The sequence below is a fragment of the Nostoc sp. genome (assembly GCF_036917315.1).
In the GTDB taxonomy this organism is placed as follows: domain Bacteria; phylum Cyanobacteriota; class Cyanobacteriia; order Cyanobacteriales; family Nostocaceae; genus Nostoc.
Map to the genome: position 1 here is coordinate 49,802 of NZ_JBALDR010000009.1, position 20,614 is coordinate 70,415.

20 protein-coding genes are annotated in these 20,614 nt (G+C 46.8%); 19 read left to right on the forward strand and 1 reads right to left on the reverse strand.

What is annotated here, in order from left to right:
- Positions 1-211: 211 nt before the first annotated feature.
- The 19 genes from V7K84_RS04315 (at position 212) to V7K84_RS04405 (ending at position 19,061) form a co-directional block, all read left to right on the forward strand.
- Positions 212-862, forward strand: a complete 651-nt coding sequence (locus tag V7K84_RS04315; protein ID WP_334836637.1) for an RNA ligase family protein — start codon at positions 212-214, stop codon at positions 860-862.
- Between the two features lie 246 nt (positions 863-1,108).
- A complete protein-coding gene (locus V7K84_RS04320) occupies positions 1,109-1,666 on the forward strand; it encodes a DsbA family protein (RefSeq protein WP_334836638.1) in 558 nt (185 codons plus the stop codon).
- Between the two features lie 73 nt (positions 1,667-1,739).
- On the forward strand, positions 1,740-2,177 hold the full coding sequence (locus tag V7K84_RS04325; RefSeq protein ID WP_334836639.1) for a cupin domain-containing protein: 438 nt from the start codon (positions 1,740-1,742) through the stop codon (positions 2,175-2,177).
- 184 nt (positions 2,178-2,361) lie between these two features.
- Complete coding sequence (gene tehA, locus V7K84_RS04330) at positions 2,362-3,366, forward strand: dicarboxylate transporter/tellurite-resistance protein TehA (RefSeq protein WP_334836640.1); 1,005 nt, start codon at positions 2,362-2,364, stop codon at positions 3,364-3,366.
- A gap of 80 nt (positions 3,367-3,446) precedes the next feature.
- Positions 3,447-4,229, forward strand: a complete 783-nt coding sequence (locus tag V7K84_RS04335) for a glucose 1-dehydrogenase (protein ID WP_334836641.1) — start codon at positions 3,447-3,449, stop codon at positions 4,227-4,229.
- 335 nt (positions 4,230-4,564) lie between these two features.
- Positions 4,565-5,434, forward strand: a complete 870-nt coding sequence (locus tag V7K84_RS04340) for an alpha/beta fold hydrolase (protein ID WP_334836642.1) — start codon at positions 4,565-4,567, stop codon at positions 5,432-5,434.
- Between the two features lie 248 nt (positions 5,435-5,682).
- The gene (locus tag V7K84_RS04345) at positions 5,683-5,892 is read left to right on the forward strand and encodes an alpha/beta fold hydrolase (RefSeq protein WP_334836643.1); all 210 of its coding nucleotides are present in this window, start codon (positions 5,683-5,685) and stop codon (positions 5,890-5,892) included.
- 227 nt (positions 5,893-6,119) lie between these two features.
- Entirely contained in the window at positions 6,120-6,566 is a 447-nt protein-coding gene (locus V7K84_RS04350; protein ID WP_334836644.1) for a cytochrome P460 family protein, read from the forward strand.
- A 348-nt stretch (positions 6,567-6,914) separates the two neighbouring features.
- Positions 6,915-7,943, forward strand: a complete 1,029-nt coding sequence (locus tag V7K84_RS04355) for an alpha/beta fold hydrolase (RefSeq protein ID WP_334836645.1) — start codon at positions 6,915-6,917, stop codon at positions 7,941-7,943.
- Between the two features lie 79 nt (positions 7,944-8,022).
- On the forward strand, positions 8,023-8,427 hold the full coding sequence (locus V7K84_RS04360) for a DUF6130 family protein (protein ID WP_334836646.1): 405 nt from the start codon (positions 8,023-8,025) through the stop codon (positions 8,425-8,427).
- A 226-nt stretch (positions 8,428-8,653) separates the two neighbouring features.
- Complete coding sequence (locus V7K84_RS04365; RefSeq protein ID WP_334836647.1) at positions 8,654-9,133, forward strand: nuclear transport factor 2 family protein; 480 nt, start codon at positions 8,654-8,656, stop codon at positions 9,131-9,133.
- A gap of 52 nt (positions 9,134-9,185) precedes the next feature.
- The gene (locus tag V7K84_RS04370) at positions 9,186-9,575 is read left to right on the forward strand and encodes a DUF302 domain-containing protein (RefSeq protein ID WP_334836648.1); all 390 of its coding nucleotides are present in this window, start codon (positions 9,186-9,188) and stop codon (positions 9,573-9,575) included.
- Positions 9,576-9,837: 262 nt separating this feature from the next.
- A complete protein-coding gene (locus V7K84_RS04375) occupies positions 9,838-10,485 on the forward strand; it encodes a cysteine hydrolase (RefSeq protein ID WP_334836649.1) in 648 nt (215 codons plus the stop codon).
- A 28-nt stretch (positions 10,486-10,513) separates the two neighbouring features.
- The gene (locus V7K84_RS04380) at positions 10,514-10,879 is read left to right on the forward strand and encodes a hypothetical protein (protein ID WP_334836650.1); all 366 of its coding nucleotides are present in this window, start codon (positions 10,514-10,516) and stop codon (positions 10,877-10,879) included.
- A gap of 243 nt (positions 10,880-11,122) precedes the next feature.
- Positions 11,123-12,517, forward strand: a complete 1,395-nt coding sequence (locus V7K84_RS04385; protein ID WP_334836651.1) for a mercuric reductase — start codon at positions 11,123-11,125, stop codon at positions 12,515-12,517.
- A gap of 517 nt (positions 12,518-13,034) precedes the next feature.
- On the forward strand, positions 13,035-13,817 hold the full coding sequence (locus V7K84_RS04390) for a glucose 1-dehydrogenase (protein ID WP_292725397.1): 783 nt from the start codon (positions 13,035-13,037) through the stop codon (positions 13,815-13,817).
- A 192-nt stretch (positions 13,818-14,009) separates the two neighbouring features.
- A complete protein-coding gene (locus tag V7K84_RS04395) occupies positions 14,010-16,682 on the forward strand; it encodes an MGH1-like glycoside hydrolase domain-containing protein (RefSeq protein WP_334836652.1) in 2,673 nt (890 codons plus the stop codon).
- A complete protein-coding gene (locus tag V7K84_RS04400) occupies positions 16,669-17,499 on the forward strand; it encodes an MIP/aquaporin family protein (protein ID WP_334836653.1) in 831 nt (276 codons plus the stop codon). The genes V7K84_RS04395 and V7K84_RS04400 overlap by 14 nt, the downstream gene beginning before the upstream one ends.
- Positions 17,496-19,061, forward strand: a complete 1,566-nt coding sequence (locus V7K84_RS04405) for a GMC family oxidoreductase (RefSeq protein ID WP_334836654.1) — start codon at positions 17,496-17,498, stop codon at positions 19,059-19,061. Before V7K84_RS04400 ends, V7K84_RS04405 begins: the two co-directional genes overlap by 4 nt.
- A 506-nt stretch (positions 19,062-19,567) precedes the next feature.
- On the opposite strand, the gene V7K84_RS04410 is transcribed toward V7K84_RS04405, so the two are convergent.
- Positions 19,568-20,611, reverse strand: coding sequence for a glycerate kinase (locus V7K84_RS04410; protein ID WP_334836655.1), 1,044 nt, complete (start codon positions 20,609-20,611; stop codon positions 19,568-19,570).
- Positions 20,612-20,614: the final 3 nt, after the last annotated feature.

Sequence of the window (20,614 nt, forward strand, 5' to 3'; positions counted from 1 at the left end):
ACACAAATCTTTTAAAGTTACTACATAATCTAAAGTAAGTTAATTTTTGCAGGTCGATGCAACAAAGGTGCAGGTCGATGCAATAAAGGTGCAGGTCGATGCAACAAAGGTGCAGGTCAATGCAATAAAGGTGCAGGTCAATGCAATAAAGGTGCAGGTCAATGCAATAAAGGTGCAGGTCAATGCAACTAATAAATACAAGATCGACATTATGCCTCGTATTCAGCTAGCGTATCCCAAAATTCCTGGTAGTAAAAACTACCCATCCGGGCGCTGTATTGCCTTCGAGAAGTACGACGGGACTAATCTGCATTGGGTTTGGGAATTTGAACTTGGGTGGTACGGATTTGGGACTCGGCGCGATCGCTTCGATTTCGATGAGAAAGGAATCGCTGACTTTAACGCCGCCCATCCAGGCTTGTCAGCAGCACCTAGCATATTTCAAACGCTTTTTGCGACCCCGTTAGATAAACTGTTTCAGGAAAATCCTATTTATAATAGTCCAGAAATCACCGTCTTTACTGAGTTTTTCGGTGCTAGTTCCTTTGCAGGTATGCACAAACCCGATGAACCGAAACAACTGATTCTGTTTGATGTAGAGACTAATCGCGGTATAGTTCCGCCGGAACAGTTTGTACAGGATTTTAGTGATTTAGCGATCGCCCGCGTTGTCTATCGGGGCAAACTCACCGGACAATTTGTAGAAGATGTCCGCGCTGGGAAGTATGGCGTAGCTGAGGGTGTCGTGTGCAAAGGTGGTAACAGCCCTGTGGACTTGTGGATGGTAAAAATCAAAACTAATGCCTATATGAAAAAGCTACAGCAAGCCTTCCAAGATGACTGGGAAAACTATTGGGAGTGATAATGTGGATTCCAACTAAAGTTGGAGTTAACCTTCCATTTTGAGATGGAGTGATTTATCAATCATTCTATTGAGCAAAAGTTTCAACTTTTAGGGGACGACAAGTTAGAGTGAATTGCATATATTTAGTTCAGGCAAACATTGATTGCAACTTATTTGCAATCAATGTTTACTTTACACAAAGAAAGTAAAAAGAGGGTTGTATATTCAGCGCTGGCGACGAGCATACAACCGTCGGAGGTATTAGTGAGTTTTGACCGTGACCGTAGCTTGTTATTTGTCCCACCTTCAACACAAGATCATCTAAAAGGCGTTCTGAATGCCACAGTAGTGCTGGTGATGTATGGGGACTATGAATGTTCTCAAAGTGCGGACGTTTACAGGCTGATTAAAGTCATTGGGCAACAGCTTAGTGTTTCTTTGGGGGAGAATTATTTGTGTTTCATCTTCCGTCATTTTCCACAGATAGAGATTCATTCTCATGCTCAACGTGCTGCTGAAGCTGCTGAAGCTGCCGCTGTCCAAGGTCAATTTTGGCCAATGCATGAAATGCTGTTCAGCCATCAACAAGAGTTGGGAAATGGCTATCTCGTGGAGTATGCCAATAATCTAGGACTTGATATTTCCCAATTTCTGCAAGATATATCTAAAAAAGTCTACATCGATCGCATCAATGAAGATATTGAAAATGGATTATACAGTGGAGTAACGGCTACTCCGGCACTGTTTATTAATGGAATTCGGTATAGCGAACGCTGGAAAATTGAGCAGTTGATGGCAGCTATTATCACTGCAAGTCATTAAGTTTCTTGGTTCTTAACCACATAGCCACAATTACTGCTTATTACACAAGCAATTAATCAACAGGAGAAATCTGATGACACAATCTCTCTGGCTTTTTGGCACTCGCCTCAACATCATTGCCGATCGCACGACTACCGGAGGTCAGTACGATCTGATCGAAGGCTACTTCCCTCCCGGCACACAAACACCCCCCCATCGCCATACGCGCTATTCGGAACAACTCTACGTGCTAGAAGGGGAGTTCACGGTTTGGGCGGCTGAAAACAAGGTTGTGTTGAATGCTGGTGAAAGCTTCCTGATTCCTGCTGGTACACCTCATGTAGTCGCTGCACTCAGCGATCGGCCAACTCGCGGGTTGGTGGTTGCTGCGCCGAGTGGCTTTGCTCGGCTAATCGCAGCAGTTGGTACACAGGATGAGACAGAAGCACCGGACATGGCGCTGTTCGATCGCATTTCCACCGAGATCGGCGACGAAATTCTGGGGCCGCCCGGAGCCTTACCCTCGGTATGAGGTAATCTTGGTTCGCACTCCGATAAGTATAGGACTTACGCAAACTCTACGAACTCTTGGCGTTCTTGGCGTCTTGGCGGTTCGATAAATTAAGCTTTTTGGCTATTTTTGCGTAAGTCCTGAAGTACTCACTCTGGGGAGGAATCTCGCTTGCATCTCTCTATTGCTGCCAGGAAGCTAGACCATGAGAAAATCACGTCTAAAGCCTACCGTATTAAAAGATTATCGCATCACGATTCCTGCTTCCTTTTTCAGCATGATTCTGGGTTTAGCGGGATTGGGTAGTTGCTGGCGAGTAGCTGCAAAACTCTGGCATCTCCCTGCCTGGATTGGCGAAGCAATTATGCTGCTTGCAGTTGCAATCTGGCTCGTGTTGTTGCTGCTCTATGTCAGCAAATGGCTGTGGGCGAGAGCAGATGCCCTAGCTGAGTTTGAGCATCCTGTTTTGTGTTGCTTTATCGGGTTGGTGCCTGTATCTACGGTGCTTGTGGCATTGGCGATCGCGCCCTACTCCCATGCGATCGCCGTCGTGTTATTCGTTGTGGGTGCAATTGGTCAGTTGAGTTTTGGCGTGTATCGTTCCGGTCAGCTATGGATGGGAGGGCGTAAGCCAGAAACAATCACACCCATTCTTTACCTGCCTACAGTCGCAGGTGGTTTTGTCAGTGCGATCGTTGCCAGTGCGCTCGGTTATCGAGAGTGGGGCGCGTTGTTTTTTGGGGCGGGGCTGTTTTCGTGGCTGGCACTGGAGTCCATCATCATCCATCGGCTGTACTTGTTTGAAGAACTGCCTAAACCACTGCGTCCAACGCTGGGCATTCAACTAGCACCCCCTGTCGTTGGCTGTGTTGCCTATTTGAGTATCACCAGTGGTCAGCCTGATGCTTTTGCCCAGATCCTCTTTGGCTATGGACTTTTACAGGCGTTGATTCTATTGCGGCTGCTACCGTGGTTGTTTCAACAACCCTTTGCAGCCTCCTACTGGGCATTCACCCTCGGCGTTGCCGCCCTATCGCTGTCATCCCTGCGCTTAGTTGAACGCGGCATGACCGGAGTGATGGAAAAGCTGGCAATACTGTTATTCGTTGGCGCAAATATTGCGATCGGCAGTATTGCTCTGGGAACAGTACGGCTGTTGCTACGGGGTAAACTAATTCCATTGCCTACGACAGGCGATCGCAGCAAATAAGCGGTATCGTTCAGCGATTTTCATAGTTTCTCATAGAAGACAGATTGCGTAATTGTCCAGTGCATTGAAGGCAAATGCCAATGCGAAATTCACACAAATGGAGAAGTTTTATGGCGGGTAAACTTACAGGTAAGATCGCATTAGTCACAGGTGGTAACAGTGGAATCGGATTCGCTACAGCCCAGAGATTCGTAGAAGAGGGCGCTTACGTCTTTATCACTGGTCGTCGTCAAAACGAACTTGATGGTGCGGTGAAGAAAATTGGAAAAAATGTCACTGCTGTTCAGAGTGATGTGTCCAATCTTGCAGATATCGATCGCCTTTACACTACGATTAAGCAGGAGAAAGGACACCTCGATATCCTCTTCGCTAACGCTGGAGGCGGCGAACTTGCCCCACTCGGCTCGATTACCGAGGAGCATTTCGATAAGACCTTTAATACCAATGTCAAAGGTTTACTCTTCACTGTACAGAAAGCACTGCCGTTGATGCCAGAGGGTTCATCGATCGTCCTCAATGCTTCGACCACTTCCATTCAAGGCACTCCAGCGTTCAGCGTTTACAGCGCAACTAAAGCCGCTGTGCGATCGTTTGCCCGTAACTGGACACTCGACCTCAAAGAACGCAAGATTCGCGTCAATGCCATCAGCCCCGGTGTGGTTCCTACTCCTGGCTACAATCTCCTGGGATTGAGTGAGGAACAGGTACAGGGATTTGTGTCCAGCCAAGTTGACACTATCCCCTTGGGGCGGGTCGGCACACCGGACGAAATCGCTAAGGCGGTTCTTTTCCTTGCCTCGGATGACAGCAGCTTTGTGAACGGCATCGAACTGTTTGTCGATGGTGGTATGGCACAAGTTTGAATGTGCTTGTGGAGGACTCCATACTTGTGTTTCCTTAAACGTTTACTCATTACAAAACAACATACAGCAGACTTTAAGTTGGTGAGGTACAAAAATATCCCACCCTAACCCTCCCCTTGTAAAGACTACAGTGTACGCACAAGTCTTTTAAAGTTGCTGCGTAACGTAGGGTAGGTTAATTTTTGCAGATCGATGCAACATGCAGGGCAATGCATCAAAGGTGCAGATCGAGAGACTTGTGTGTACACCGTAGCCTTAATTGGCATTTCAACGAGATGCGCGACGTGAAAGTTGTGCGTAGAAGTACTCTATATAACCTTACAAGGAATAAAGTCATGACCACATATCGTACAGTTTCGATCGATGGTTTGGATATCTTTTATCGAGAAGCTGGTTCCCGCAGTAATCCGACAATTCTACTGTTGCACGGCTTCCCAACCTCATCTCACATGTTCCGCAATCTGATATCTGCGCTTGCCGATCGCTTCCATTTGGTTGCACCCGATTATCCAGGTTACGGCAACAGTTCGATGCCAACCGTGAATGAGTTTGACTACACATTCGATCGCCTAGCCGAGATAGTGGATAAATTTATTACCGCGATCGATCTCAATAAATATAGCCTTTACGTGATGGATTATGGCGCTCCCATTGGCTATCGGATTGCGGCTAAATATCCAGAGCGAGTGGAAGCACTCATCGTTCAAAATGGGAATGCCTACGAAGAAGGTCTGCGCGATTTTTGGGAGCCAATCAAGGCTTACTGGCAAGAGCGATCGCCTGAGAATGCTGACAAACTTAAACACCTTGTCACCTTGGAAGCCACGAAATGGCAATATACCAACGGTGTTCGCAATCTCGAAGCAATCAGCCCTGATACCTGGACTATCGATCAACATTTCCTCGATCGCCCAGGAAACGATGAGATTCAGCTGGCGCTGCTGTATAGCTATGGCACTAATCCACCGTTGTATCCGCAATGGCAGGAGTATTTTCGCAAATATCAGCCACCAACCCTGATTGTTTGGGGTAAGAATGACTACATCTTCCCCGCAGAAGGCGCTCATCCCTACAAGCGCGACCTCAAAGACGTGGAGTTGCATTTACTCGATACCGGACATTTTGCCTTAGAAGAAGAAGGCGATGCGATCGCAAACCACATCGCTCAATTTCTCGCCTCACGACTGCAACCCGTCTCTGTCTAATTGAGTGCAAAAGTTGCTGGACAAGCGCTCAAAATGTCTAAGGAGTAATGGCATGACCGAATGGCACTAAGTTAAGCTAAAAGGTAAGCGGCGTAGGGATTGCAGAGGGGCAGGGGAGCAGGGGGGCAGAGGGCAATTTCTAAATATCTGAACGCAATGCCTAAAATTTCTTCTTTCTCCCCTGCTCCTGTGCTCCTCTGCACCCCTGCTGCCTCAACGATTTTCCCTTTTCTTAGTGCCATTCTGGCATGACCACTTATCGCACAGTATCGATCGATGGTTTAGATATATTTTACCGAGAAGCTGGTTCCCGCAGTAATCCGACAATTCTGCTGTTGCACGGCTTCCCAACCTCCTCTCATATGTTTCGCAACTTGATTCCTGCCTTAGCCGATCTGCCACAAACCCGTTCTCTGTTTGTTCAAGCTGCTGCCCAATTGAAGAAATATCTGCAATAGGATGCAGAGAGGAATGGCACGCTTGAAAAGCTGAAACCTCCTTGCTGGCAGGGTGTGGGAGGTGTGGGAGGTGTGGGAGGATGGAGAAGAAGTCTTACCCCCCACACTCCCCACACTCCCCACACTCAAAAATCTTGTTATATCAGGGCTTTGCGATTAACAAGCGTGCCATTCGATGCAGAGAGGGAGACGCGGTGACGCAAAGAGCTAAAAAAAGGAGGCACTGTATGAGACGGATCGCTTTATTGCTGGTTGTAGTTGTAATGGTGGCTGGCATGGTTGTCTGCATGGTTCCCCCCTCTCGACAGGCTGATGGAGCGGCCGCCCCAATCTTCGGAGGCAAAATCCCCCCCGGATACCGCGACTGGACGTTGATCTCCGTAGCCCGCGAAAAAGGCGACCTCAACGATATACGCGCCAAATTGGGCAACGATGTAGCGATCGAGGCATACCGGGAAGGGAAGCTTCCGTTCCCGGACGGCACAATCATTGCCCGGCTCGCCTGGAGTTACGTCCCATCGGAGGAAAACAACAGAGCTTTTGGCCGCCTCCAATCTTACGTAGCTGGGCCACCCAAGGAGGGGGTTCAGTTTATGGTCAAGGACTCAATAAAATACGCCTCGACCGGCGGCTGGGGGTTCGCTCAATTAACGACGGCAAACCCGCCGACGTAGCGGTACACAGCTGCTTTTCCTGCCATGTGAGCGTTAAAGCTCGCGACTTTGTCTTTACGCATTACGCGCCTTGAATGCCGAAGGTGCGTTAGCCAACATCGTGAGTTTCAGCAAGTTTTGTGACACCGAGATGTCAGGCAAGCACATCCGAAGCTAACCTCCTGCCAGTCCCGCTACGCACGAATGCGCGGTAGTCCACCGACTTGGAGAAACATGAATGTCCGAAGAAGTCAACGATCAAAGCAAAGAGATTAACAAATGTCTGAAAGAATCAACTATCATCGCCGTCGCTTTTGGGCACTGCGTTCCGCCCGATCGCCTCATCCACCAATTCAATGAACAAATCCCATGCTCAAAGCAATTAAACACAACCGCCGCCGCTTTCTGGGAACGGCGGCAGCAAGCATTTTCACAGAAATGGCACTCATGGGTACCGCACACGCAAGCTTTGACAAGCCCAAACGTTCTGAATTTAGGTTTGCTCCCATCAAGCAGATAAAAGCGGGTGTCCTCGACATCGGTTACTACGAAGCAGGACCGAGCGATGGATCTCCGGTGTTGCTGCTGCATGGGTTCCCGTATTCCATCGATAGCTACATTGACGTTGCACCAATGCTTGCTGCACGCGGATGTCGGGTGATTGTTCCCTACTTGCGAGGACATGGATCAACCCGTTTTCTCGACAGCGCCACACCACGCTCCGGGCAGCAAGCCGCGATCGGTGTTGATGCGATCGCCTTGATGGATGCATTGCAGTTGAACCGTGCTGTGCTTGCTGGCTATGACTGGGGTGGACGAGCTGCTTGTGTTGTTGCGGCTCTCTGGCCTGAACGATGCACAGGTCTGGTGTCCGTCAATAGCTACCTAATCCAGGATATTGCCAAAGCAGGGCTGCCACTTTCACCCGCGATCGAATCTGGTATCTGGTACCAATACTATTTCCAGACCGAGCGCGGACGCGCCGGACTGACGGCTAACAGACGTGAGATTGCGAGGATTCTCTGGACTCGCAATTCGCCGAACTGGCACTTTGACGAGGCAACGCTCGATCGACACGCCAGCGCCTTCGACAACCCCGATTATGTGGAGGTCGTCATTCATTCCTACCGCCATCGCCTTGGACTTGCTGTCGGCTATCCCATGTATGAGGAGCTTGAGCAGCGACTCGCCGCGCAACCGACCATTACGGTGCCGACGATCGCGCTGGACGGGGACGCAGATGGTGTCGTGCCAGCAACCGATGGGAAATCGACGGCAGCGAAGTTTAGCGGCGAACGTCAGCATCGGGTCATTCCAAACGTCGGTCATAACCTGCCCCAGGAAGATCCTAAAGCATTCGCAACTGCGGTCTGGGAACTCGCATCAAAAAAACGTTAATGGCTTCTCTGGAGCGATGACTCTGCGCACTTCACCTTCAAATGGATCGTTATATAAACTACTCTCAGGTACTTACGCTATGAACACCCACACACCGAGCGCCAAGGACATTCGCGGCCCATCACCATTGATTGCGATCGAAAACGAAGCTCCAGCCAAGCTGATTGTCGATCCACCGCTTGCCGAACCGCTAGCACAGGGTCGCGTCTTTATCCAGTACCGGACGGAGAACCTGCGCGTGTTGCCGGTGTTCGGCAAGGGTGCCCTTGAAGTATCGCCGCGCATCGGTCATATCCACATCACCGTTGACGACGCGCCGTGGCACTTTGTCGATGCCAGTGGGGAAACGATCATCCTGGTCGGACTGGAACCTGGCGTACACAAGGTGCTGATCGAACTAGCTGACCCCACGCACAAAGTAATCACTAGCGAAACTGTGGAGTTCACTCTGCCCGATCCTCGGAAATCATCATCAAAAAACTAGACGGAAAAATCGCAGTTGCGACGGGGGCATCTAACTGCTTTTGAGGTAATTCAGCCGCCACGCACTTACAGCCGAATTCAGAATCCAAAAGTAAAACAGGGTTTATACCTGGCTTCGGGACTTAGTTTGTGTCTTTACCAAATTGAAATATGCTGTAATTTTAATCCAATCATGCTGAGGCGTTGGCAAAGCCTCTCGGAACGAGAATCACCATTTTACACTGACTATGACCAACGCCGAAAATCCTCGACTACCCCTGCCGCCTTTCAATAATGAATCCGCCATCCAAAAAGTCAGAATCGCAGAAGATGCTTGGAACACACGTAACCCTGAACTAGTATCACTTGCTTACACATCGGATAGCATTTGGCGCAACCGCTCAGAATTTCTATCTGGTCGTGAGGCGATCGTGCAGTTCTTGACACGTAAGTGGCTTAAAGAATTAGACTACCGTCTAATCAAAGAGCTTTGGGCTTTTCAAGACAACCGCATTGCTGTCCGATTTGCTTATGAATGGCATGATGATTCCGGCAACTGGTTCCGTTCTTACGGCAATGAGAATTGGGAATTCGATGAACATGGATTCATGCGATGGCGTATTGCCAGCATCAACGACCTGCCAATTCACCAAAGCGATCGCAAATACCACTGGATACTAGGTCGTCGTCCTGACGATCGTCCCGGATTGTCTGACCTCAATCTTTGAAAAGCCCAACGGTCATATCACCCAGTTTTTATCCTACAAGAAGTCCACTGCTATGAATGCAAACAACGGCATCATTAGCCAGCTCAGTCAATATTCAGTGCCTGTAACCATTGATCGATTAGAAGCCGTCCTTCAAGCAAAAGGCATCACCGTTTTTGCCCGCATCGATCAACAGGCTGAAGCCGAAAAAGTCGGACTTAGCCTACCTCCGACGCAGTTGTTGCTGTTTGGCAACCCGAAAGGCGGAACTCCCCTGATGGTGGCAGAACCAACGATCGCCCTGGATTTACCCCTGAAAATACTGGCATGGGAAGCGACTGACGGCAAGGTGTGGGTGAGTTACAACGATCCCAATTACTTGAAACAGCGATTTTCTCTCTCCGATGAGTTGGTGAAAAATATCGCTATCATTGCACCTTTAATCCATCAAGCACTTCTTTAATTAACTTATTGGTTGACTCAATTTAAATACTTAACTATTGACCCAATTTAAAATTCTGATGAAACTCATCTCTGTAAACGTCAGATTGCCGCGTGAAGTGACCTGGAAAGGGAAAATAGTTAGCACTGGAATTTTTAAAGAACCAGTTAGCGATCGCTCTGGCAACCAAGTATTCTGATTCTGAATCACTGGGAAAACGCTGCATATCGCAAATGGTTTTTAAGAAAGAGAACGGTGAAAATCAACAAGCAAGGAGAAAACCATGAACATCAACAAGAATGACACCGCAATAGTCGTCATCGATCCGCAAAACGATGTCTTGAGCGAAAAAGGGGTTTCCTGGGATTTGGTGGGTGAGAGTGTTAAGGATAACAATACCGTCGAGAACATCGAGCGAATCTTCAAAGCCGCAAAGCAGAATGAATTCGAGGTTTTTATCTCTCCTCACTATTACTACCCCACCGATCATAATTGGAAATTTGCCGGCAACCTAGAGCAAATGATGCTTGAGGTTAAGGAGTTCGATCGCCGTGGCGCGTTGAGCCTTGATGGATTCTTGGGATCGGGTGCTGACTGGCTTGCTCGCTATAAGCCCTTCATTGAGGATGGGAAGACGATTGTGGCCAGTCCTCACAAAGTCTACGGGCCGCAAACCAACGATCTCGTTTTGCAACTACGTAAACGCAACATCAGCAAAGTCATTCTACTCGGAATGTTGGCGAATCTTTGTGTTGAAGCTCACCTACGCGAACTGCTCGAACAGGGATTTGAGGTTCTTGTCGTTAAGGATGCAACAGCAGCCCCTCGGCATCCGAAATTGGGCGACGGCTACAAGGCAGCACTGATCAACTTTGGGTATATCGCCAATGCAGTTCTTTCTACAGATGAAGTTGTTGCAGCAATGCAGTAATGTCAAACTCATTAATCTTACAACACTCATGAAAACATCCACGTTACTTCTTGCTCTGCCAATCAGTATATTAGCTAATTTTTCCTTACCAGCTTCTGCTGATTCTACTGCTGGCCTCATCCTGAGTACAAAATGCCAGGGTCGGTACAACATCAATATTTGGCAGAATTATAATTCCGGTGAACTACTCTATCGCGCGACCAGTCCCAACGGTAATTTAAGTTTGGGCAAAGGAACTAGCCAAGCGACAGAAGGTGTTCGAGTGTATAAGTTTCGGAGTGGAATTTATGAATATTGGGTGTGGGATGGCACGTTGGATAACGCACAGTCTGGAACTTTAGAGGTGTATAAAAACAAGCGTATCTTGATGAAGCAAGCTTGTAGAAAAAGTTGAATCCTAAGCGCGGATGTTATGATGCATTTTTTGAAAACCCAGCTAGTGGTCTGTCATAATTCATTTTGACGGTTAAAGAGACGCGATAAATCGCCGTCTCTACAGGAAATTTATCCATCAATTATTTATTGACACAGTACTAGGGCAAATACGTTATCGCTAAAACCCTCTTAGTCAGCCAGTTTTTTCTGTAATTCATAACACCTTCTAGACATCGTATTCACCTTATCAAACTCAAAAGATATGGAAGTGGACACTCAACACTATGACGATATTATTATCGGCGGCGGCAAGGCGGGTAAAACACTGGCACCAGCGCTAGTCGCTGACGGACGTAAAACCGCTCTGGTTGAACGCAGCTTAAACATGATTGGTGGTGGGTGCATTAATATTGCCTGCATTCCTACTAAAACTATGGTGGCGAGTGCCAATGTAGCAAACACAGTGCGAAACAGTGCCGCTTATGGGGTTAAAGCTAATACACCCATCGTTGATCTAGCAGAGGTGATCCAACGAAAACGATCAGTTGTGCAAGGGATGCGTGAAATGAACTTGCACAATTTAGAAACGGCTCTCGATAACAACTTGATCGTTGCCGAAGCAAGGTTTGTTGCTCCCAAAACGATCGCAGTAACGACGACTGAGGGAAATAATCGCTTACTTACCGCCGAACGCTTATTTATTAATACAGGCACACGCCCGTTAATTCCATCCATTCCCGGACTCACAGAAGTTGAGTTTTTAACGAGTGAGTCGATTATGGAGCTAGAACACTTGCCTGAACATCTGATCGTTCTCGGTAGTGGCTATATTGGTTTGGAGTTTGCCCAGATGTTTCGGCGCTTTGGCTCTCGCGTTACTGTTATTGGGCAAAGTGAGCAAATCCTGTCACAGCAAGATCCAGATATAGCGATCGCCGTTCAAACACTGTTAGAAAAAGATGGTATTGAATTCTTGCTAAAGGCGAAAGTGTTGAGGATCGATCGCACTGGCAATGAAACCATCCTGCAAATCCAAGTTGGCGATCGCTCCCTCAGCCTCCAGGGGTCGCATTTGCTCGTCGCCGTTGGTCGTGCGCCCAATATCGAGAGCTTAAATTTAGCTGCTGCTGGTGTGGCAACCGATACACGCGGATTTATTCAAGTCAACGATCGCCTGGAGACAAATGTACCCGGAATTTGGGCGTTAGGCGATATCAATGGCGGCCCGCAATACACTCATATATCGCTCGACGATTATCGTATTGTGAAAGCTAATTTAATTGATGGGGGCAACCGGAGTACAGGCGATCGCTTAGTGCCATCCTGTCTGTTCATCGATCCAGAACTGGCTCATGTGGGTTTGACTGAAACTGAAGCACAGCAACAAGGATATGCCATCCGCGTGGCGAAGGTTGATGCGTCAGCCGTTCCCAGAGCAAGAACACTCGGTCAAACCGATGGACTGCTGAAGGCGATTGTAGATACCGAGACAGGTCGGATTTTAGGGTGTTCCCTGTTGTGTCATGAAGCAGGTGAAGTGATTTCGACGGTGCAGATGGTGATGCAAGCTCAGATGCCCTACACCGTTCTGCGCGACGGGATTTTGACTCATCCCACGATGACCGAAGGGTTAAATATATTGTTTTCCAAGTTGTAAGGGACTTCCAAATTAAAAAACATTCAAAAATCTCATACAACAATCCTCTCTCTTCTTCATCTCTTTGTCTTCTCTGCGCCTCTATTTTGTGGGGCTGCTAGATCCCCGACTTCTTCAAAAAGTCGGGGATCTGAACATCACTAACCTCTCAAAACTTTTGGGACAGACTACTAGTGGTCTATCGCATTAATTTTCAGGGGTAAGAGAACGAACCGCCAAGAACGCCAAGGACGCAAAGGAAGAAGGAAAGAAGAGAAATTGAAATTTGATTCACCTATCAAAATTAATGGGACAGACTACTAGCTTGGTTCAAGGATGAAGGTGAGCATGGATACTGAAACCAGTCGTATCCTATAGTGTTGTATCATATCCAGTGAAAGACTTATTCATACCACGTGGGCAGAGAGCCAGGGAGAAAAGAGTTTTAGATTTTTGCATAGATAGATCGAACGATCGTTAATTAACTGGACTTAATGTAACAGAGCGCTTTCAATACTAAAGTCATTGGAACAGGTATATGAAACTAAAAGATAAAATTGCACTGGTTACAGGGAGTAGTCAAGGGATAGGACAGGCGATCGCAATTCGTCTAGCACAGGAAGGAGCAAGTATTGTTATCAACTACCGCTCTCATCCTGAAGGGGCGGAAGAAACCTTGTCGAAGGTAAAGGCAGCTGGTGGTCAATGCCATATCGTAGACGGGTTTACAATTCAAGGAGATACAGGTAAGGTTGCCGATGTGCAGCGCATGATTGCAGACAGTATTTCCCACTTTGGCAAGCTAGATATTTTGGTTAACAATGCAGGCATTGAAAAAAACGCCGATTTTTGGGATGTGACTGAAGCCGATTACGATGCTGTCATGAATGTGAATCTCAAAGGAATATTCTTTGCCACACAAGCATTTGTGCAACACCTACTAGAAAGAAAGCAACCTGGCAAGATTATTAATATTAGTTCCGTACACGAAGAATTACCTTTTCCGCACTTTGCTGCTTACTGTGCTAGCAAAGGTGGCTTGAAAATGCTCACCCGTAATTTGGCTGTAGAACTGGCTCCTCATGGCATTAATATTAATAATGTTGCGCCAGGGGCAATTGAAACTCCCATAAATACTAAACTTTTAAACGATCCACAGAAGTTAGGGGCGCTCCTGAAAAACATTCCTTTGGGAAGATTGGGACAACCAGGAGATGTTGCATCTATAGTTGCATTTCTCGCATCTTCTGAGTCAGATTATGTAACAGGTACAACATTTTTTGTTGACGGTGGGTTGCTCTGGAATTATCAAGAGCAATAGAGTGTTGGGAAGTGTGGGAGGTGTGGGAAGTGTGGGAAGTGTGGGAAGCTTTTTTATAGTCCCCAATCCCCAATCCCCAGTCCCCAGTCCCCAGTCCCCAGTCCCCAGTCCCCAGTCCCCAGTCCCCAGTCCCCAGTCCGCAATCCCCATTCCCCATTCCCCATTCCCATTTTGAATTCGGAGCGAAGCGACGTGACTCCAGAAGAAGTAAGATTGCAGCAGGATCGAGAACGTGTTGCCTACTGGAAACGCTGGGGGCCTTATCTCAGCGATCGCCAATGGGGAACGGTGCGGGAAGATTACAGCCATGACGGTTCTGCTTGGGATTATTTTCCTCACGATCATGCCCGATCGCGTGTTTATCGTTGGGGCGAAGATGGCATTGCTGGTATTTCCGATAGTCGGCAACGTTTGTGTTTTGCGATCGCCCTGTGGAATGGCAACGATCCCATTCTCAAAGAACGATTGTTTGGGCTAACGGGCACAGAAGGTAATCACGGTGAGGATGTTAAAGAGTATTACTTTTATCTTGACAATACGCCGACCCATTCCTACATGAAATGCTTGTACAAGTATCCCCAACAAGCATTTCCCTACACGCAACTGTTAGAAGAAAATCAGCGCAGAAGCAAATTTGAGCCGGAGTTTGAGCTACTTGATACGGGCATTTTTGCCGAGAACCGTTATTTTGATGTTTTTATCGAGTATGCCAAAGCCACACCGGAAGATATTTTGATTCAAATTGCGATCGCTAATCGCAGTTCAGAAGCCAGCACACTGCATCTACTGCCAACACTCTGGTTTCGGAATATCTGGGCTTGGAATCCCGAAATTGAGAAACCTTTTATGAAAGTGGTTAGCTCAGATTCCAACTTCAGTTTAATTGAAGCCGAGAATTCTCACTTGGGAACTCGCTGGCTTTACTGCCAAGGAGATACAGAACTCCTGTTTACCGACAACGAAACCAATTACGAACGATTATTTGGTTCCACCAATGATTCACCTTATGTCAAAGATGGCATTAATGATTATCTGGTGAATGGGAAAACAGCAGCCGTCAATTCCAACTGTATAGGTACAAAGTTTGCCTCTCACTACAAATTAACCATCAATCCAGGTGAAACTAAAGTTGTACGCTTGCGGTTGAGTGATGTGCAAACTCTGACAGATCCTTTTGGCAAAGATTTTGACACAATTTTCCAGACACGTATTGCTGAAGCTGATGAATTTTATCAGGGCATTTCTCCCTTTCCCGTGTCAGAAGATGAGCGCAATATTCAACGTCAAGCCTTTGCCGGCTTGCTATGGAGCAAGCAGTATTATAACTATGTCGTCAATGACTGGCTCAAGGGCGATCCCCAACAACCACCACCTCCACCGGAACGACAGGCTGGACGCAACCATGAGTGGATTTCTCTGTTCAGCGAAGATATCCTCTCGATGCCAGACAAGTGGGAATACCCTTGGTTTGCTGCTTGGGATTTAGCATTTCACTTGATTCCCTTAGCTGTCATCGATCCAAGTTTTGCTAAGTTGCAGCTTGACCGCTTGACACGAGAATGGTATATGCAGCCCAATGGTCAATTACCTGCTTACGAATGGGCATTTGGTGATGTTAATCCCCCCGTGCAGGCGTGGGCAGCTTTGCGGGTTTATCAAATCGAGCAGAAGTCTTGCAAAAAAGCCGATCGCGCTTTTCTAGAAAAGGTCTTTCACAAGCTGTTGCTGAATTTTACTTGGTGGGTAAATCGCAAAGATATAGAAGGTAAAAACGTATTTCAGGGTGGATTTTTGGGGCTGGACAACATCGGAGTATTTGACCGCAGCAATGAACTACCTACAGGCGGCCATCTAAATCAAGCAGATGGTACAAGCTGGATGGGAATGTACTGTTTAAATATGCTAGCGATCGCCCTGGAACTCGCTAAAGAAGATTCTACCTACGAAGACATTGCCAGCAAGTTCTTCGAGCATTTTCTCTACATTGCTGATGCCATTGACGGTATTGGGAATTCAGATATTTCGCTGTGGAATGAAGAAGACGGCTTTTACTACGATGCACTGCGTTTACCCGATGGACGGCAATTTCCCGTCAAAGTGCGCTCAATGGTTGGGTTGATTCCCCTTCACGCTGTCACAGTGCTGGAATTAGAAACTTTAGAGCGTTTTCCAGGCTTCAAGCGTCGGATGGAATGGTTCATCCGCAATCGCCCAGATTTAAAGGATAATGTCGCCTGTATGGAAACACCGGGGGTAGGTGCGAGAAGACTGTTAGCGATCGCTTACAAGACAAAGTTACAACGTATTCTGCAACGGATGTTCGACGAGAATGAATTCTTGAGTGATTACGGAATTCGCGCCATCTCCAAGCATCACCTCAAAGATCCTTATGTTTTACATTCAGGCGAACATGATTACTGCGTTCGTTACGAACCCGCCGAATCTACCACAGGTTTGTTTGGTGGCAACTCTAACTGGCGTGGCCCGATTTGGTTCCCGGTAAACTACTTAATTATTGAATCACTCTGGAGCTTTTATGATTACTTCGGAGATAGCTTGAAGGTGGAATATCCCACAGGTTCCGGGCAAGAAATGACATTAAAGGAAATAGCGATCGCCCTTTCTCATCGCCTAGTTGCGATTTTTGAGCAAGATCCTGCCGGTCGTCGCCCGGTATATGGCGGTCTGGAAATATTTCAATCCGATCCCCATTGGCGCAACTATATTTTATTCCATGAATACTTTCATGGAGATAACGGGGCGGGTATTGGAGCCAGTCATCAAACAGGCTGGACAGGATTAGTCGCCGCGCTAATTCTCCAAAATGCTGAACACCGAGCGCAAGAGCAGCATGGAAACATTTAGAAAGCATTTACCAGAATACTTAATGGAAGCAGCACAGCTAGCATTATTTCTGATTGCTGCGGGAGTATTCACCTGTGTATTTCAGTATCCTGGTTCTCCGATTCATCAAGCAATTCCCAATGGCGATTTGCGCCGATTTTTAATTGGTGTAGTTATGGGAATAACGGCAATTACTCTGATTTATTCGCCTTGGGGCAAGCAATCGGGCGCACACATGAATCCTGCTGTCACGCTCACATTCTATCGTCTGGGAAAAGTCAAGCGTCAGGATGCTATTTTTTACATTCTGTTTCAATGTTTGGGCGGTTTGTTTGGGGTTTATTTGGTGGCATTATTGCTGGGTCAAGTGTTCACCAAAGTACCTGTGAACTACATCGTCACTGTGCCGGGAACATCAGGGTGGGTTGTGGCTTTATTGGGCGAACTAGTCATTGCATTTGTGATGATGATGACCGTGCTGCTAAGTAGTAACAACCAGAAACTCAGTCGTTTTACAGGGCTATTTGCCGGATTTCTGGTAATGCTTTACGTTTTTTTTGAAGCTCCTCTATCTGGCTTTGGCATGAACCCTGCCCGCAGCCTAGCTTCTGCTTTACCTGCCCGCATTTGGACAGCATTTTGGCTATATGTAATTGTGCCACCTGCGGGGATGTTGCTGGCATCAGGAGTATATCAATATTTATTTGGCAAACGCGCCGTTAAGTGTGCCAAATTGCATCACAACAATCATAAACGCTGTATTTTTCGCTGTGACTACAATCGTCACGGCAAAATCGATTTGAGTGACTCTCTGCCAATTCCAGGAGAACAATCATGACAACGAACACTCATTATGATGCGATTATTATCGGCACTGGGGCGGGTGGAGGCACTTTAGCCTATCATCTTGCACCCAGTGGCAAGAAAATTTTAATTTTGGAACGAGGTAAATTTTTACCGCGAGAAAAGGAAAACTGGAGTGCGCTGGAAGTTTACCAAAAAGAACGGTATCACACTCCAGAGCAGTGGTATGACGTAAATCATAAACCCTTCCGTCCAGCAATGAACTACTGGGTTGGTGGTAATACCAAAGTTTACGGTGCAGCATTGTTACGATTACGCGAACGCGATTTTGAGCAGGTGGAACACAAGGACGGTATTTCACCTGCATGGCCATTAAAATACCGAGACTTTGAACCGTACTACACTCAAGCAGAGCAGCTTTATGATGTCCACGGTCAAGGGGGTATCGATCCTACCGAGGCAGCGAGGAGTTTACCTTATCCCTATCCTCCCGTACACCATGAACCCCGAATGCAGGAACTTGTTAACAGTCTGAGGGAAGCTGGTTTGCATCCCTTTAATCTGCCGTTGGGATTGAAACTTAATGAAGTAGATAAAACCCTGGGGAAGTGTATTCGTTGCGATACCTGCGATGGCTTTCCTTGTTTAACTCAAGGTAAAGCCGATGCTGAAGTTAACTGTATTCAACAAATTCGCCATAATGAAAACATTACTTTACTGACTGAAGCCAAAGTCACACGGTTACATACAAGTTCCTCTGGTCGAGAAGTCACCCGCGTAGAAGCTGAGATTAATGGCGAAACTCAATTCTTTACAGGTGATATTGTTGTAGTTGCTTGCGGCGCGATTAACTCAGCAGCATTGTTATTGCGATCGCACAATGACCAACATCCCAACGGATTAGCAAACAGTTCCGATCGGGTGGGGCGCAACCTGATGAAGCATATTTCTATGGCAATGGTGCAACTCAACACAAAACTCAATCTTTCTGTTTATCAAAAAACGATCGCCATTAGTGATTTTTATTGGGGCGAATCTGATTTTCCCTACCCAATGGGCTTGGTACAAAATACTGGCAACGTATTGGCAGATATGCTACCCGCCGAAGTTCCCGCATTGCTGGCTCCACTATTAAAACTACGACCAGGGGCAGAACTGAAAACAGTTGCCGAACATACAGTTGGCTGGTGGTTGCAAACAGAAGACTTACCCGATCTTGAGAATCGCGTGCGGGTAGAAAAAGAGCGCCTTTACTTAAACTATAAACCCAACAATTTAGAAGCAAGCGATCGCCTAGCTAAACGCTGGGTAGGTGTTCTCAAGCAAGTAGATCGGGCAGAACACTGCATTCCATTTAGCCTCTATCCCCGCAACATGATGCCATTGCAATCGGTTGGTCATCAATGCGGTACTTGTCTTTTTGGAGAAGACCCAAAAACCTCTGTACTGGATCTTAATTGTCGTACCCATGACGTGGATAATCTCTATGTTGTCGATGGCAGCTTCTTTCCATCCAGTTCCGCCGTCAATCCCACGCTGACCATTATTGCTAATTCATTGCGAGTTGGCGATCGTTTACTAGAGCGCTTGAAATAACAATACCTTTCCCCAAAAAATTCTCTTTAGGTTTGAATTTGGATTCCAACTAAAGTTGGAGCCAACCTTCCATTTGGAGATGGACTGATTCATCAATCATTCTATTGAGCAAAAGTTTCAACTCTGAGTGGACGACAAGTTAGAGTTAATTGCATATATTTAACTCAGAGGAATTAAAGCGTTGCTGAATTGAGGTATGAAAATTAAAAATTCCATTTATCAAACTCTTACTCTCTACGTCTGTGCGTGAAAAAAAAATCATACTTTTATTCAGCAACGCCCAAATTAATTTAGCTAAATATTGATAGCAATTTAGTTACAATATCTAAGTTTGCTTTACACAAAGAAAGTAGAAATAGGGTTATATGTCAATACAGTTCAGATAACCCCAAAACACTTGTAGAGACGGCGATTTATCGCGTCTCGAAAACCCAAAATGTTGCCAGTAGCCCTTAAGATCGTGTTCGCTAAAAGACTTAAGTGCTGATTTGCTTGAGAACTAACCTCTAAGTGCGATCGCAATACACTTGACCAAAGCTACGATCGGGATTAATCTCAATCACTAAATCAACCGCTATCGCATCTCTTACCAACGGCGTGATGAATAATTCCGGGTGAAGCGATCGCCAAAAATAATTGACAAATTGCTCTATCTGTGAATTAGTCATCCCCGATTTCCCCGCAGCAATCATCTGTTGTTCCGCCTGTTTGCGCCACTCCAAAGAACAGCGGTAATCGGTGGGATACAGCACAATTAAACTGTCTAATCGCTCCCACAGTGGTAGATAATTGTGGAGGCGAAGATTCATCTCACGGGCGAATGCTCTATCTTCATCTGTGACAATTGGCTGTGGCGCAGTATCAAATAAATCAGTGTTAATTGGTCGCACACCCACAAACCAACCTTCAAATAGTACAATATCTACATCCGCCACCATTTCGGGATTAGTGCGATCGCCAGCACCTCCATAAGCTGATTTGTCAAAGCGGGGAAGCATTACCGGGCTTTGCAACTCGCGGATTTGGTCTAGTACATTTAAGCCTAAGTCTATATCGTGAGTTCCTGGTGGCCCGCGCCAAATTAAGCGGGGATCTTGCTGTGTCAAAAGCAAGCGATCGCTGTAAGTTTTATATAAGTCATCCAAAGATAAACTCACAGTCCTGTATCCCAAATGATCGAGAATCAAAATGAGAAATTTGGACATTGTGGTTTTACCAGTGCCTTGTCCTCCCAATATTCCTTGAATCAGGGGGTGTCCCAACTGTTGGCGCTGCGATGCTAGTTTGATCCCCAAAGGCAGCCACAAGTCCCACAATACCTGTAACATTTCCTGGGGTTGTACTTGGAGAGTAGCTTGACACAATTCGCTAAAAGCTGGGAAGACAGATTTTAGTAAATGCGATCGCCTTTCGATCATTTCATCAACATTTTCCGGCGCGATGCCAAAAGCTTTTGCCTTTAACCGATCTGCCAGCGCTGCTTCTCTTGCTTCCTGCTTCCAAGTTTCCCCCAGCCCATTGGTTGCCAAAACACTCAGCCACAAATTCATAAA

Excerpts from the sequence above, each read along its gene's own strand:
- V7K84_RS04315 (WP_334836637.1), top strand. The coding sequence starts at position 212 with ATGCCTCGTATTCAGCTAGCGTATCCCAAAATTCCTGGTAGTAAAAAC.
- V7K84_RS04325 (WP_334836639.1), top strand. The coding sequence starts at position 1,740 with ATGACACAATCTCTCTGGCTTTTTGGCACTCGCCTCAACATCATTGCC.
- tehA (WP_334836640.1), top strand. The coding sequence starts at position 2,362 with ATGAGAAAATCACGTCTAAAGCCTACCGTATTAAAAGATTATCGCATC.
- V7K84_RS04335 (WP_334836641.1), top strand. The coding sequence starts at position 3,447 with ATGCGAAATTCACACAAATGGAGAAGTTTTATGGCGGGTAAACTTACA.
- V7K84_RS04340 (WP_334836642.1), top strand. The coding sequence starts at position 4,565 with ATGACCACATATCGTACAGTTTCGATCGATGGTTTGGATATCTTTTAT.
- V7K84_RS04345 (WP_334836643.1), top strand. The coding sequence starts at position 5,683 with ATGACCACTTATCGCACAGTATCGATCGATGGTTTAGATATATTTTAC.
- V7K84_RS04350 (WP_334836644.1), top strand. The coding sequence starts at position 6,120 with ATGAGACGGATCGCTTTATTGCTGGTTGTAGTTGTAATGGTGGCTGGC.
- V7K84_RS04355 (WP_334836645.1), top strand. The coding sequence starts at position 6,915 with ATGCTCAAAGCAATTAAACACAACCGCCGCCGCTTTCTGGGAACGGCG.
- V7K84_RS04360 (WP_334836646.1), top strand. The coding sequence starts at position 8,023 with ATGAACACCCACACACCGAGCGCCAAGGACATTCGCGGCCCATCACCA.
- V7K84_RS04365 (WP_334836647.1), top strand. The coding sequence starts at position 8,654 with ATGACCAACGCCGAAAATCCTCGACTACCCCTGCCGCCTTTCAATAAT.
- V7K84_RS04370 (WP_334836648.1), top strand. The coding sequence starts at position 9,186 with ATGAATGCAAACAACGGCATCATTAGCCAGCTCAGTCAATATTCAGTG.
- V7K84_RS04375 (WP_334836649.1), top strand. The coding sequence starts at position 9,838 with ATGAACATCAACAAGAATGACACCGCAATAGTCGTCATCGATCCGCAA.
- V7K84_RS04380 (WP_334836650.1), top strand. The coding sequence starts at position 10,514 with ATGAAAACATCCACGTTACTTCTTGCTCTGCCAATCAGTATATTAGCT.
- V7K84_RS04385 (WP_334836651.1), top strand. The coding sequence starts at position 11,123 with ATGGAAGTGGACACTCAACACTATGACGATATTATTATCGGCGGCGGC.
- V7K84_RS04390 (WP_292725397.1), top strand. The coding sequence starts at position 13,035 with ATGAAACTAAAAGATAAAATTGCACTGGTTACAGGGAGTAGTCAAGGG.
- V7K84_RS04400 (WP_334836653.1), top strand. The coding sequence starts at position 16,669 with ATGGAAACATTTAGAAAGCATTTACCAGAATACTTAATGGAAGCAGCA.
- V7K84_RS04405 (WP_334836654.1), top strand. The coding sequence starts at position 17,496 with ATGACAACGAACACTCATTATGATGCGATTATTATCGGCACTGGGGCG.
- V7K84_RS04410 (WP_334836655.1), bottom strand. The coding sequence starts at position 20,611 with ATGAATTTGTGGCTGAGTGTTTTGGCAACCAATGGGCTGGGGGAAACT.